Raw genomic sequence first — 12,628 nt, 5'->3', positions numbered from 1 at the left:
GTGCGGAGCCCTTACCGGTAGGGGTTCGGGAAGCCCAGCTTCGCGAGGATGTCGACTTCGAGCGCTTCCATTTCGGCCGCGTCCTCGTCGCTCGTCTCGTGGTCGTAGCCCTGCGCGTGCAGCGCGCCGTGTACCAGCAGGTGCGCGTAATGGGCCGGGAGCGGCTTGCCCTGGTCGTGCGCTTCCTGCTCGACCACGGGGCAGCACAGCACGAGGTCGCCGATCACGGTGCCGTCGGGCGCCGTGTCGTACGCGAAGGTCAGCACGTTGGTCGGGTAATCCTTGTGACGGTAGCCGGCGTTCAGCGTGCGGCCCTCGTCCGCGCCGACGAAGCGCACGGTGAGCTGCGCGCTGGCGAACAGCGCCGGCTCGATCCATTCGGCGATCAGCTTGCGCTTGGGCAGCGTCTTGCGCACGTCGCTCGTGATTTCGTCGCCGTACTGTACGGACAGGTCGAGCTCCGGCTCGCGCAGTGCGTCTTCGAGTTCGTCTTCGCGCGGCGCGAGCTCGGCGCCCACGTGCAGCGTCACGCTGTCGTAGTGCTCGGGCTGCAGCGCAAGCTTCGCGCGCATCGTCGGGTCGTTGTGCTGCGCGACGATCGCGACGGCCGCGTCGCCCGAACTGCCCGACAGGTCGAACATCAGGCTGCGGCCGTCCGGAAAGTCGATCCGCAGCCCTTGCGCGTCGACGGTGCGGGCCTTGCCCTTCGCATCGAACAGGGAGAGGCGGGGGGAGGCGGGCGCGGCGGACTGGGCGCGCCCCGACTTGCGGGAACGGGAGGATTTCATGACGCGAGCGGCGATTGGAACGCGATGAGGATACACCAAACGGCCGATCGCACCCGAATGCGCGCAGGCGAAAAAAAGCCCGGCGCGCCGTCTGGCGGGCCGGGCCGGCAGGCCGTCGGCGGCGCGGGCGCGGCCGGTCAGCCGTCCTGATGCTGCGCGTGGAACTCGTCGTACGCCTCGACGATGCGCGCGACGAGCGGATGGCGCACGACGTCCGCGCTCGTGAAACGCGTGAGCGCGATGCCGCGCACGCCGCCGAGCACCTGCTGCGCCTCGACGAGGCCGCTCTTGTGGCCGCGCGGCAGGTCGACCTGGCTCGTGTCGCCGGTCACGACCGCCTTCGAGCCGAAACCGATCCGCGTGAGGAACATCTTCATCTGCTCGGGCGTGGTGTTCTGCGCCTCGTCGAGGATGATGAACGCGTGGTTCAGCGTGCGGCCGCGCATGTACGCGAGCGGCGCGATCTCGATCATCTGGCGCTCGAACATCTTCGCCGTCTTGTCGAAGCCGAGCAGGTCGTACAGCGCGTCGTACAGCGGCCGCAGGTAAGGATCGACCTTCTGCGCGAGGTCGCCCGGCAGGAAGCCGAGCCGCTCGCCGGCCTCGACGGCCGGGCGCGTCAGCACGATCCGCTTGACCTGGTCGCGCTCGAGCGCGTCGACCGCGCATGCCACCGCGAGGTAGGTCTTGCCGGTGCCGGCCGGCCCGATGCCGAACGTCACGTCGTGCGACAGGATCTGCTTCAGGTATTCGCGCTGCGCCGGCGTGCGGCCGCGCAGGTCGGCGCGCCGCGTGTAGAGCTTCGGCGCGGGCTCTTCGTCCGGCGCCTCGTCGTCGAGCTGGACGACGGGGTCGTCGAACGGATGGTCGGGGTCGCCGCGAAAGCGTACGTCGATCGTGTCCTGGCGACCGTTGCCGGCCGTGTGGCGCACCTCGACGAGCGCGAGCTGGATGTCGTCGACCGACAGCGCATCGCGCGCGCGGTTGTAGAAGTTCTCGAGTGCGGCGAGCGCGAGCTTGGCGCCGCGCCCGCGGATCGCGATCCGGTGGCCGCGGCGCGCGAGCGTGACGTCGAGCGCCTGTTCGATCTGCCGCAGGTTCTCGTCGAGCGGGCCGCAGAGGTTGGCGAGGCGTGCATTGTCGTCGCGCGGCGCGACGAATTCCAGTGCTTGGGTCGGCTTCAAAGTGGCGTCGGGCTCCAGTGGAACGTCAGTGCGTGGCCGCGCTCGCGTCGTCGCTCACGAGCACGAGCTCGCCGCGCAGCGAGTGCGGGTACGCATGGTTGATCTTCACGTCGATCATCTGGCCGATCAGGCGCGGGTGCGACGCAAGCGGCGCCGGGAAATTCACGACCCGGTTGTTCTCGGTGCGGCCCGCGAGTTCGTTCGGGTCCTTGCGCGACGGGCCCTCGACGAGGATCCGCTCGACCTTCCCGACCATCGACTGGCTGATGCGCGCGACGTTTTCCTCGATGGTCGCCTGCAGATGTTGCAGGCGTTTGAGCTTCACTTCGCGCGGCGTGTCGTCGTGCAGGTTCGCGGCCGGCGTGCCGGGGCGCGGGCTGTAGATGAACGAGAAGCTCGTGTCGTAGCTCATCTCGTGGACGAGCGCCATCATCTTGTCGAAATCGTCCTCGGTCTCGCCGGGGAAGCCGACGATCATGTCGGTCGACAGCGACAGGTCGGGGCGGATCGCGCGCAGCTTGCGGATCACCGACTTGTATTCGAGCACCGTGTAGCCGCGCTTCATCGCCATCAGGATGCGGTCGGAGCCGTGCTGGACGGGCAGGTGCAGGTGGCTCACGAGCTTCGGCACCTTCGCGTAGGTGTCGATCAGGCGCTGTGTGAACTCCTTCGGATGCGACGTCGTGTAGCGGATCCGTTCGATGCCGGGGATGTCGGCGACGTATTCGATCAGCGTCGCGAAATCGGCGATCTCGGCCGAGCCCGCGGCCAGCGCGCCGCGATAGGCGTTCACGTTCTGGCCGAGCAGCGTGACTTCGCGCACGCCCTGGTCGGCAAGGCCGGCCACTTCGGTCAGCACGTCGTCGAGCGGGCGCGATACCTCGTCGCCGCGCGTGTACGGCACCACGCAGTAGCTGCAGTACTTCGAGCAGCCTTCCATGATCGAGACGAACGCGCTCGGCCCCTCGACGCGCGCGGGCGGCAGATGGTCGAACTTCTCGATTTCGGGGAACGAGATGTCGACCTGCGCGCGCCCGCTCTCGCGGCGCGCGTCGATCATCTGCGGCAGGCGGTGCAGCGTCTGCGGGCCGAACACCAGGTCGACGTACGGCGCGCGCGATACGATCGACGCGCCTTCCTGGCTCGCGACGCAGCCTCCGACGCCGATCAGCAGGCCGGGCTTCGCTTCCTTCAGCTCGCGCACGCGGCCGAGATCGGAGAACACCTTTTCCTGCGCCTTTTCACGCACCGAGCACGTGTTGAACAGGATGATGTCCGCGTCTTCCGGCGTATCGGTCTTTTCGAGGCCTTCGGCCGCATTCAGCACGTCCACCATCTTGTCCGAGTCGTACTCGTTCATCTGGCAGCCGAAGGTCTTTACGTAAACTTTCTTGGTCATGGGGATTCGCCGTTCGCAGTGGTTGACCTGGGGGCGTCGTCAAGGGTGAATCGGGACGGCCGTGCGCGGCACGCGGATCGCGCGCGGCACGCATGAAAGGCCGTCGGGAAAGCCTTCCATTATAGCTTTTCACGCCGCCCCGGACGGGCAGCGGGTTGCGGCCGCGCGACGCCGTCTGTCGGGTTCGGACCCCTGAATGGCAAGGGCAGGCCGTCAACGGCACGTGTTCAGCAGGTCGTCGAGCGCGGCTTCCTCGCGTGCGAAGCGTTCGACGAGAAAGTCGAGCAGCACACGCACGCGCGGCGCCATGTAACGCTTGCCGGGGTAGATCGCATGCAGCGGCGCGCCCTGGTGCCGCCAGTCGGGCAGCAGGACCTTGAGGCGTCCGGCGCGCAGGTCGTCGGCGACGTCCCAGATCGAGTTCAGCACGATGCCGTGCCCGCGCAGCGCCCACTCGCGGGCGAGGCCGCCGTCGTTGGTCTCGAACGCGGTGGCGAGCGGCACCGTGCAGGTCTGCGTGTCGCCGCCGCGCGTAAAGCGCCACGTGTTCATCGGCCCGGACGCGACCGTGATCACGTTGCATGGAAAGCGGGCCAGATCGTGCGGGTCGCGCGGCGCGCCGTGGCGGGCGAGGAACGACGGCGCCGCGCACGGCACGCGCCGGTCCGCGGCGAGCCGGCGGGCGATCAGCGCGCCGTCGGGCGGCGCGGCGAAGCGGATTGCCAGATCGATCTCGTCCTGCCAGAGATTCACCGTCGAGTCGGACGCCGTCAGCGAGAAGGTGACGTCCGGGTAGCGCACGGTGAATTCGTCGAGCCAGTCGAGCAGCCGGCGGCGGCCGAAATCGGACGTCGCCGACAGCCGCACGCGGCCGCCGACGACATTGCGGCCGGCCTGCAGCAGGGCGTTTGCATCGTCGAGCGCCTGCAGCGCCTGCCGGCATCCGTTCAGGTACAGGCGGCCCTCGTCGGTGAGCCGCAACTGCCGGGTCGACCGGTCGAACAGCCGGGTCGCGACGGCCGCCTCGAGTTTCGCGAGGCGCGCGCTCGCCGCGGCCGGCGTGAGGTTCAGCTTGCGCCCGGCGGCCGACAGGCTGCCCAGTTCGGCCGCCTCGACGAACAGCCGGATATCGCCCAGTCGGTCCATGCGATTTTCCAGAATTTTTTGAAAATGGTTCAAATACCGAGCCAATTATCAAATATGGGCGTCTTCGGGACAATGCGCACATCCCGCTTCTTGTGCGGTGCGGCACCGATCGGGCGCCGCACCGCCGCCCTCTGGAGAACGTCATGCCCATCCCGTTACTGGCGCTAGCGATCAGCGCCTTCGCCATCGGCACCACCGAATTCGTCATCATGGGCCTGCTGCCCGAAGTCGCGCACGACCTCGCCGTGTCGCTGCCGTCCGCCGGCCTGCTGGTTACCGGCTACGCGCTCGGCGTGGCGGCCGGGGCGCCGCTTCTCGCGGTCCTGACCAGCCGCATGCCGCGCAAGGCCGCGCTGCAGCTGCTGATGGCGATCTTCATCGTCGGCAACGTCCTCTGCGCGACCGCGTCCGGCTACGCGACGCTGATGGTCGCGCGGGTGGTCACGTCGTTCGCGCACGGATCGTTCTTCGGGATCGGCGCGGTGGTCGCGGCGTCGCTCGTGCCGGCCGACAAGCGCGCGAGCGCGATCGCGCTGATGTTCACGGGGCTCACGCTGGCGAACGTGCTCGGCGTGCCGTTCGGCACGTTCGTCGGCCAGCTGCTCGGCTGGCGCGCGTCGTTCTGGATCGTCGCCGCGCTCGGCGTGCTGGCGCTCGGCGGCGTTGCCGCGCTGGTGCCGAACCGCCACGACAGCGGGCCGGTCGGCCTCGGTCGCGAAGTGCGCGTGCTGAGGGAGCCGCAGGTGTGGCTCGCGCTGCTGATGACCGTGCTCGGCTTCGGCGGCGTGTTCGTCGTGTTCACCTACATCGCGCCGATTCTCGAGACCGTTTCGGGGTATTCGCCGCGCTCGGTCGCGCTGATCCTGGTGCTGTTCGGCGCGGGCCTGACCGTCGGGTCGGCAACACGCTCGGCGGCAGGCTGGCCGACCGCGCGCTGATGCCGTCGCTGATCGCGATCCTGGTCGCGCTGATGGCCGTGATGGCCGTGTTCGCGAAGACGAGCCACCTGCCGGTCGCGGCGGCCGTCACCGTGTTCGTGTGGGGGATCGCCGCGTTCGCGACGGTGCCGCCGCTGCAGGCGCGCGTGGTCGAGAAGGCCGCGAGCGCGCCGCATCTGGCCTCGACGCTGAATATCGGCGCATTCAACGTCGGCAACGCAGGCGGCGCGTGGCTCGGCGGCCTTGCACTCGCGCACGGCTTCGCGCTCGATGCGCTGCCGTGGGTCGCCGTCGCGGTGACGTTCGCCGCGCTCGTCGTCACGTGGTTCGCGATGCGGCTCGATGCGCGGGCCCCGGCGCGGGGCGCCGCGCCGGCCGTGAGGTGAGCGGCACGCCGCCGACGGGGCGCCGCCGCACGGGCGCGACGGCGACGCGATAGCGGCGGGAACAGGCTCGCGAGAAACGCATTCCTCCGCGATGCTGATAACGGTGTGAAGATAACTTCGTTTGCCCGTGCCAGGCCGGGTGATAGCGTCTCGATACGCGCCGTTGCAGGCGCAACCCGATTCCGATCCCGGCTTACCCCCTACGCAGGGCCGCGTGGCGGCCCGGAGGCAATGCTATGTCTTCACCCCTGGCGCTGGTGCGCGATGTGTCCTCTTTCGAGTCCGGCAATGCCGCCGAAGCGCGGACGTCCGCGTCGCTCGATCTTCTCGAACAGGTCGTCGGCGTGAATCTCGCGCGGTTGCGCGCCGAACGGCAATTGTCGCTCGATGCGCTCGCGCGGCTGTCCGGCGTGTCGCGCGCGATGCTCGCGCAGATCGAGTCGGCGCGCAGCGTGCCGTCGATCAAGGTGCTCTGCAAGATCGCCGCGGCGCTGAAAGTGTCGGTTGCCGCGTTTCTGCGCCGCCATGCGGTGAACGGCTTCGAGCATCTGGCGGCGGAGCGCGCGTCGCGCGTCGTCAGCTCGAACGGCCGCTTCTCGGCCCGTGCGCTGTACCCCGAAGGCGAGCCGGCCGCGGCCGAATTCCACGAGCTGCGGATCGCACCGCTGCATACGGAGCCCGGCACGCGCCGCGCGCCGGGCACGACCGTCAACCTGGTCGTGAGCGAGGGCACGCTCGAAGTCAGCGTGCACGACCGCCGCCAGTTGCTCGCGACCGGCGACGCGATCGTGTTCGACGCCGACCAGCCGTACAACCTGCGCAACCCGGGCGACAGCGAAGCGCGCGCGTTCCGCGTGACGGTGAGCCCCGAGGTGCCGCCGCGCTGGCTCGTGCCCGACGCGGCCGCGCACGCGGCCGGCTGAACGACGCGGCCGCGCACGGCGGTTGCCGCCTGTCCCGGGCGGAGACGCGACGCGGCCGTCGGCCATTCGGACGATGCCGTTAGACGGAGTCGTCAGTAAGGTTTTATGTGTGGCCCGCTGCGCCGCGTGCGCAGCTGATGTATGCTTGGCCCGCCGATGACGGGGCGTCCCCGTCCGGCAAACAGTGCGTCTTCAGGGCGGGGCGAAATTCCCCACCGGCGGTAGGCTGGCGTAAGCCGGCGAGCCCGCGAGCGCCCGCGCCACCGCGCGGGGTCAGCAGATCTGGTCGAATGCCAGAGCCGACGGTCACAGTCCGGATGAGAGAAGATGTGCAGATAGCCATGTCCGCCAGGGCCGCTTCGCGATGCGTGCGAAGCGGGTTGCCGTTCTGTCTGTTTGCAATGCCCTGAAACGTTTTTCGCCCAAATCGTATTTGCGAGGAGCGTTTCACATGTCCTTGATGTCCGTTTCTTCGTCGGCTCCCGCCGACGCCTTTGCCGATCTCCCGTTGCTGGATTCCGAACCGTTGCCGCCGCGCATCGCCGCCGCGCTCGACGCGATGCGCGAGGGTCGCGCCGTCGTGCTGCAGGACGATCACGACCGCGAGAACGAGGCCGACCTGATCGTCGCCGCCGAGCGCATCACGCCCGAGACGATGGCGCTGCTGATCCGCGAGTGCAGCGGCATCGTGTGCCTGTGCCTGACCGACGACACGGTGCGCGCGCTCGACCTGCCGCCGATGGTGCAGACCAACGAGAGCCGCAACGGCACCGCGTTCACCGTCTCGATCGAGGCGCGCGAAGGCGTGCATACGGGCGTTTCGGCGGCCGATCGCGTGACGACCATCCGCGCGGCGATCGCCGACGGCGCGAAGCCGCACGACATCGTGCGCCCCGGGCACGTGTTTCCGTTGCGGGCGCAACCGGGCGGCGTGCTGGCGCGTCGCGGTCACACGGAAGGCACGGTCGACCTGTCGATCCTTGCCGGCCTGAAGCCGGCCGGCGTGCTGTGCGAGCTGATGAATCCGGACGGCACGATGACGCGCGGCGACGACGTCGAGCGTTTTGCGAAACGGCACGGGCTGCCGATGCTGACGATCGCGGAGCTGGTCGAGTTTCGCGAGGCGCTGGCGGCTGCGCGCGAGGGCTGCTTGAGCGACGCGTAGACGCGGTGCCGGGCGGGCCGCAAATCTGGAGAATCGGCGATATTCGGCTTCCGGAGCGCTACCTATACTCGGCCGGGCTTGGCAGCGGTACCGCTGCGCTTGCACCGGAGCCCGCGGCAGTCACGCGCGGGTGTCGATCACGAGTCAACAGAGGTAGGAAAATCATGCGAACAATCAACGCAACGGAACGCGCATGCGTCGGCGGCGGGGCAGGTGTCCCGAACCTGGCCCAGGCGGCTGCGAACAATCCCGATCCGGCAACCGCGGCCGGCAAGGACGCCGCATGGCCGGCCGGGCCGGTCGTCGAAGGCACGCGCCGCCGCTATTTCATCTACTTTTACCCGGAAAGCAGCAGCACGTCCGGGATCCCGCGAGAGTGGCTGCGTTAAGCGCAGATAGCCCGGCCCGGCTGGTCGCGTTCGGCGATTGACCGGCCGGCTTGCGTTCGCGACGGCACGTCGTTCAACGGTGTGCCGTCGCCTGACGTTTACGACTGCACGTCGCCGAATTCGCCGCGCATGCCGGCTTCGACGAGCGCCGGCAGCTCGTCCATTTTGCGCATGATTCGCGTGATGCCCATCGCACGCAGCGCATCCGCGTAGTTGTCGGGAATGTGGCTCGCGCCGACGAACGCGATCGTCTTCATTCCCGCCGAGCGCGCGGCATTCAGCCCCGACACGCTGTCCTCGACGACGACGCAGCGCGCCGGCGCGACACCGAGCGATTGCGCCGCATGCAGGTAGACGTCGGGGTAGGGCTTCGGTCGTGCAACCTGTTCGGAACTGAACACGCGCTCGCCGAAGATCTCGGTGAGCGACGCGCGCTTCAGCGAATTGCGCACGCGCACGAGCCGGCTGTTCGACACGACGGCCGCCGGCAGGCTGACCTTCAGCAGTGCGTCGCGCACGCCGCTGATCGGCGCGAGCGATTGCGCGAGCGCGACCTCGATGTTGTGCTCGATCGTCTCGATGAAGTTGGCCGGCATCTCGATGCCGAAGCGGGATTCGATGCCGTCGAGGAAGCGAGATGTCTGCTGACCGAACGCCGATTTCGCGGCGGCCTCGAAATCGAGGTTCGGGAACGTGGCGGACAGCGTGTCGAGCAGCACGCGGTCGGCGATGACTTCGCTGTCGACGAGCACGCCGTCGCAGTCGCAGATGAGGTGATCGAGCATGGTGGTGAAAAAGCGGGAGATCGGCGACGCAGATCAATTCGCCATCATACGTGCTTTCACGCGCGTGCCGCGTGACGGTCCGGCAAATTTTCCCGACCGGCCGCATCACGGCGTGGCCGCGCGGTCGCCGCGCCGGATCCGGGCAGGCTGCCGATCGGGCGGGGCCTTGCCGGCGGGGCGGGCGGCCGCGCCGCTTGCATTACAGCACGATCACGCGCCCCGTTTTCCACGACGTCAGCGCGGCCTCGGCCAGTTCGAGCGCGGCCAGCCCGTCGTCGATCGTCGTGCGGACCGGCGAGCCGTCGCGCAGCGCGTCGACGAAGTGCGCGATCTCGGCTGCGTAGGCCTGCCGATAGCGCTCGAGGAAGAACGGCTCCGGCGCGTCCGTCGCGATGCCGCCCGGGAGCCACGCGCCCACCTCGGTCGGCCGCACGTTGCCGGCCTGCAGCATCCCGCCGCTGCCGAGCAGTTCGAAACGCTGGTCGTAGCCGTAGGCGGCGCGCCGCGACGTATTGATCTGGCACAGCAGCCCGTGCCGCGTGCGGATCGTCACGGCGGCCGAATCGATGTCGCCCGCGGCGAGTACGGCCGGATCGGTCAGGCAACTGCCGGTCGCGTGCAGCGTCTGCGCTTCGTCGCCGAGAATCCAGCGGAACACGTCGAAATCGTGGATCAGCATGTCCTTGAAGATGCCGCCCGAACTGCGCAGGTAATCGGCGGGCGGTGCGCCCGGGTCGCGGCTCGTGACGACCAGCATTTCCGGCGCGCCGATCTCGCCGCGTTCGACGCGCGCCTTCAGCGCGGCGAACGTCGGGTCGAAGCGGCGCTGGAAGCCGATCATGCAGGTGATGCCGATGCGACGGACGACGTCCGCGCACGCGCGTGCGCGCTCGACGCCCAGGTCGACCGGCTTCTCGCAGAATATGTTCTTGCCGGCATTCGCAGCCGCGACGATGAGGTCCGCATGCGTGTCGGTGCTCGACGCGATGACGATTGCCCGCACGGCCGGGTCGCCGAGCGCGCGCTCGACGTCGGCGACGTGCGCGCCGTGCGCGTGCGCCAGCGCGTCGGCCGACGGCGCATGCCGGTCGACCACGTACCGGAGTGTCGCGCCCGGATGGCGCGCGAGATTGGCCGCGTGGATCCTGCCGATCCGTCCGGCGCCGAACAATGCGAATCCGATCATTCCGTTCTCCTGTCGATCCTGTCGTTGGCCGTCGGCGCGGCTTTGGGCGGCCACGCGCCCGGCCCGGGTCATTGATTCGCCAGCGCGCCGCGCACGTAGTCGATGCTCGCCCGCAGCCGGTCCTCGATGTCGTCGGCTTCGGCGATTTCGTTTGCGAACGGTTCGAACGAGAGTGCGCCGCGGTAGCCGCGCGCGAGCAGTTCGCGCAACTGCCGGATGTTGCCGAGCCGGTCGGCGGCGCCGACCAGCACGCGATGGCCGTCGCGCATCCGGTCGACCGGCAGGTCGTCCTGCTCGACCCCGGAGAGATGCACGAGGCCGGTCAGGTTCGGGAAGAAAATGTCTTCGCCCGACAGGTGATGGTGGAACGTGTCGTGCACGAGCCTGAAGACCTGTTCGCCCGCCGCGTCGTAGATGCCTTTCACCGCGTCCGACTTGCGACGCAGCGCGCATTCCGCGAAGCCCAGCGGCTCGATGAAACCGAGCAGGCCGCGGGTTGCGAGGATCGGCTTGAGCGCCTTCAGCGCCGTCACGAGATCCGTGTGACGCCCGTCCGCGCCGCGCGTGTCGCCGCGGCTGTTGGTCGGGCACAGCACGAGCGCGTGCGCGCCGCATTGCGCCGCGTAGTCGGCCAGCGCGGTCGCCTCGTGCGCACGGTCGGCGTTCCACTGCTCGAAGCGTTGCAGCGCGTTGATCGTCAGGATCGCCACGCCGCCGGCTTCGGCCGTCGAGCGTACGGCGGCGGCGGGCGTGCCGTCGGCGATCTCGACGCCGTCGAGATCGTTGCGGATCTCGATCGCGCCGATGCCGAGGCGCCGGCACAGTGCGACATGGCGGTCGAGCGGCAGGCGCGGGGTGCTCGTCCGGTTCAGCGAAAACGTCAGGGGTGGGGTCATCACGGGGCCTCGGTCGGGGTTCGACGCCGGGACGGCGGGCGAGCGGCCGCCGCGACCGGGGGCCGCCGCCGCGTGCGGGTGCTTGCGGCAATCGGTCCGGCCTTCTGTCCGCTCGTCACGGCGCATGGCCGCCAATGTAAGACGGCGCCGCGCCAACCGCATGCGCTGCGTTGACGAAAAATCGGCAACGCGGCCCGCGACGCCGATGCGAACCGGCCGCGTCCCGCCGCCGGCCCCGCGGGCGTTCACACCGGTTGCAGGTAAGGGCTCGTCCTCACGTTCGCCGAGCAGAACACGCGAAACTCGACCGGCTCGACCGGTGGCGGCGGTTCGACCATGCCGCATGCGTGCATCAGGTGCTGCAACGCGGAGATGGCCTGTCCGTCGGGATCCTGGTCGATCGCGATGTCCATCGTGCCCGCCTCGATGTACGCGCGATGCTGGTCGAGCATTTCGTGACCGACCCAGACCACCCGGCCGGCCGCGCCGAAGCGGTGCAGCGCGGCCTCGATGCCGGCCGAGCCGCCGCCGCTGTTGTAGAGGCCGACCACGTCGCCGGGCGCGCGCAGCGCCTTCGCGACGATCTCGTATGCACGGTCGTCCTCGTCGAACGTTTCGGCCGCCCGGTCGTCGCAGGCCAGTTCGGGAAACGCGCGCGCCAGTTCGGCACGACAGCCGGCGATCCGGTCCTGGTGGACGCGATAGCCCATCCGGCCGCCGAGCAGCAGCACGCGGCCGGCCCGTCTCGCGAGGCGGCCGATGCAGTAGGCGGCCGTGCGGCCCGCGCGTTCGTTGTCGATGCCGGCATAGTGCGTGCGCGCGATCCCGCCGATGTCGGAGACCATCGTCACGACCGATTCGCCGCGCGCGATCGCGCCGGCGAGCGCCTCGCGCACGCGCGGCGTGTCGCCGGCCGTGACGATCAGCGCCGCGCGCCGGTAGGCCGGGCGTTCGATCAACGCGGCGAGCCGCGCGTCGTCGGCGGCGGGGAGGATGGCCCGGTGCACCACGACGCGCCGGTCGAGCATCTGCACCGCGCGTTGCAGCGCCTGTTGCAGCCGCCGGTAGAACGGCGTGTCGGTGTCGGGGAGCAGCACGTCGACGTGAATCAGTCCGTGCCTGACATCGGGCAGGTGGCGCGGCACGCCGAGCTTTTGCGCGGCCGCGACGACGCGTTCGCGCGCGTGCGCCGATACGCTGCCGCGCTCGTTCAGCACGCGATCGACCGTTGCGGTGCTGACGCCCGCGAGTTGCGCGATCTCGACGAAGCGCGCGGTGCGTTTGCGTCGGCGAGGTCCGGTGTCGGCGGCCATCGTCTCGTCTCCTGTCGGCCAAGGTCGGCGCCCGTGCGGGTTCCCCGGCGTTCGTGCGACACGCGGGCGTTGCCGTGATGGGGCGAGGGCTGGCGGTATGCTGGCGCCGCGCTGCGATTTCGTCAACGAC

At 69.5% G+C, this 12,628-nt stretch carries 11 protein-coding genes, 1 pseudogene and 1 riboswitch; of the genes and pseudogenes, 4 read left to right on the top strand and 8 right to left on the bottom strand.

What is annotated here, in order from left to right; all coding sequences use genetic code 11:
* Positions 1-11: 11 nt before the first annotated feature.
* The 4 genes from ybeY to GQ57_RS25220 form a co-directional block, all read right to left on the bottom strand.
* The gene (gene ybeY / locus GQ57_RS25235) at positions 12-788 is read right to left on the bottom strand and encodes an rRNA maturation RNase YbeY (protein ID WP_031401074.1); all 777 of its coding nucleotides are present in this window, start codon (positions 786-788) and stop codon (positions 12-14) included.
* A 137-nt stretch (positions 789-925) separates the two neighbouring features.
* Positions 926-1,972 (bottom strand): PhoH family protein, encoded by a 1,047-nt coding sequence (locus GQ57_RS25230; RefSeq protein ID WP_031401073.1) that lies wholly within the window; start codon positions 1,970-1,972, stop codon positions 926-928.
* A 25-nt stretch (positions 1,973-1,997) separates the two neighbouring features.
* Positions 1,998-3,371: a tRNA (N6-isopentenyl adenosine(37)-C2)-methylthiotransferase MiaB gene (gene miaB / locus GQ57_RS25225; RefSeq protein ID WP_031401072.1), complete on the bottom strand. Its 1,374-nt coding sequence runs from the start codon at positions 3,369-3,371 to the stop codon at positions 1,998-2,000.
* 213 nt (positions 3,372-3,584) lie between these two features.
* Positions 3,585-4,517: a LysR family transcriptional regulator gene (locus GQ57_RS25220; protein ID WP_031401071.1), complete on the bottom strand. Its 933-nt coding sequence runs from the start codon at positions 4,515-4,517 to the stop codon at positions 3,585-3,587.
* Between the two features lie 143 nt (positions 4,518-4,660).
* Here GQ57_RS25220 and GQ57_RS25215 point away from each other — a divergent pair.
* The 4 genes and pseudogenes from GQ57_RS25215 (at position 4,661) to GQ57_RS25200 (ending at position 8,318) form a co-directional block, all read left to right on the top strand.
* A pseudogene (locus GQ57_RS25215) lies at positions 4,661-5,841 on the top strand (MFS transporter).
* A gap of 236 nt (positions 5,842-6,077) precedes the next feature.
* Positions 6,078-6,764 (top strand): helix-turn-helix domain-containing protein, encoded by a 687-nt coding sequence (locus GQ57_RS25210; RefSeq protein WP_031401069.1) that lies wholly within the window; start codon positions 6,078-6,080, stop codon positions 6,762-6,764.
* Between the two features lie 184 nt (positions 6,765-6,948).
* Positions 6,949-7,097, top strand: a riboswitch (FMN riboswitch).
* Between the two features lie 118 nt (positions 7,098-7,215).
* Positions 7,216-7,929 carry a 3,4-dihydroxy-2-butanone-4-phosphate synthase gene (gene ribB, locus GQ57_RS25205; protein WP_034199358.1) on the top strand — a complete coding sequence of 238 codons (714 nt, stop codon included), beginning with the start codon at positions 7,216-7,218 and terminating at the stop codon, positions 7,927-7,929.
* A gap of 164 nt (positions 7,930-8,093) precedes the next feature.
* Positions 8,094-8,318, top strand: coding sequence for a hypothetical protein (locus GQ57_RS25200; RefSeq protein ID WP_031401067.1), 225 nt, complete (start codon positions 8,094-8,096; stop codon positions 8,316-8,318).
* 98 nt (positions 8,319-8,416) lie between these two features.
* Here GQ57_RS25200 and GQ57_RS25195 read toward each other — a convergent pair whose 3' ends face one another.
* The 4 genes from GQ57_RS25195 to GQ57_RS25180 all read right to left on the bottom strand — a co-directional run bounded on the left by GQ57_RS25195 (position 8,417) and on the right by GQ57_RS25180 (position 12,498).
* Positions 8,417-9,103: an HAD family hydrolase gene (locus GQ57_RS25195; RefSeq protein ID WP_031401066.1), complete on the bottom strand. Its 687-nt coding sequence runs from the start codon at positions 9,101-9,103 to the stop codon at positions 8,417-8,419.
* A 199-nt stretch (positions 9,104-9,302) separates the two neighbouring features.
* Positions 9,303-10,289, bottom strand: a complete 987-nt coding sequence (gene iolG / locus GQ57_RS25190) for an inositol 2-dehydrogenase (RefSeq protein ID WP_034199357.1) — start codon at positions 10,287-10,289, stop codon at positions 9,303-9,305.
* Between the two features lie 68 nt (positions 10,290-10,357).
* Positions 10,358-11,185 (bottom strand): TIM barrel protein, encoded by an 828-nt coding sequence (locus tag GQ57_RS25185; RefSeq protein ID WP_034199356.1) that lies wholly within the window; start codon positions 11,183-11,185, stop codon positions 10,358-10,360.
* 245 nt (positions 11,186-11,430) lie between these two features.
* A complete protein-coding gene (locus GQ57_RS25180; protein ID WP_034199355.1) occupies positions 11,431-12,498 on the bottom strand; it encodes a LacI family DNA-binding transcriptional regulator in 1,068 nt (355 codons plus the stop codon).
* Positions 12,499-12,628 lie beyond the last annotated feature (130 nt).

The sequence above is a fragment of the Burkholderia sp. MSh2 genome (genome assembly GCF_000731655.1).
GTDB classification, from domain to species: domain Bacteria; phylum Pseudomonadota; class Gammaproteobacteria; order Burkholderiales; family Burkholderiaceae; genus Burkholderia; species Burkholderia paludis.
The sequence above is the reverse complement of the archived record's forward strand: the minus strand, read 5'-3'. Positions and strand labels throughout refer to the sequence as shown.

Bases quoted from the DNA above. Each gene is read 5' to 3' on its own strand.
- ybeY (WP_031401074.1), bottom strand. From the start codon at position 788: ATGAAATCCTCCCGTTCCCGCAAGTCGGGGCGCGCCCAGTCCGCCGCG.
- miaB (WP_031401072.1), bottom strand. From the start codon at position 3,371: ATGACCAAGAAAGTTTACGTAAAGACCTTCGGCTGCCAGATGAACGAG.
- GQ57_RS25220 (WP_031401071.1), bottom strand. From the start codon at position 4,517: ATGGACCGACTGGGCGATATCCGGCTGTTCGTCGAGGCGGCCGAACTG.
- GQ57_RS25210 (WP_031401069.1), top strand. From the start codon at position 6,078: ATGTCTTCACCCCTGGCGCTGGTGCGCGATGTGTCCTCTTTCGAGTCC.
- ribB (WP_034199358.1), top strand. From the start codon at position 7,216: ATGTCCTTGATGTCCGTTTCTTCGTCGGCTCCCGCCGACGCCTTTGCC.
- GQ57_RS25200 (WP_031401067.1), top strand. From the start codon at position 8,094: ATGCGAACAATCAACGCAACGGAACGCGCATGCGTCGGCGGCGGGGCA.
- GQ57_RS25195 (WP_031401066.1), bottom strand. From the start codon at position 9,103: ATGCTCGATCACCTCATCTGCGACTGCGACGGCGTGCTCGTCGACAGC.
- iolG (WP_034199357.1), bottom strand. From the start codon at position 10,289: ATGATCGGATTCGCATTGTTCGGCGCCGGACGGATCGGCAGGATCCAC.
- GQ57_RS25185 (WP_034199356.1), bottom strand. From the start codon at position 11,185: ATGACCCCACCCCTGACGTTTTCGCTGAACCGGACGAGCACCCCGCGC.
- GQ57_RS25180 (WP_034199355.1), bottom strand. From the start codon at position 12,498: ATGGCCGCCGACACCGGACCTCGCCGACGCAAACGCACCGCGCGCTTC.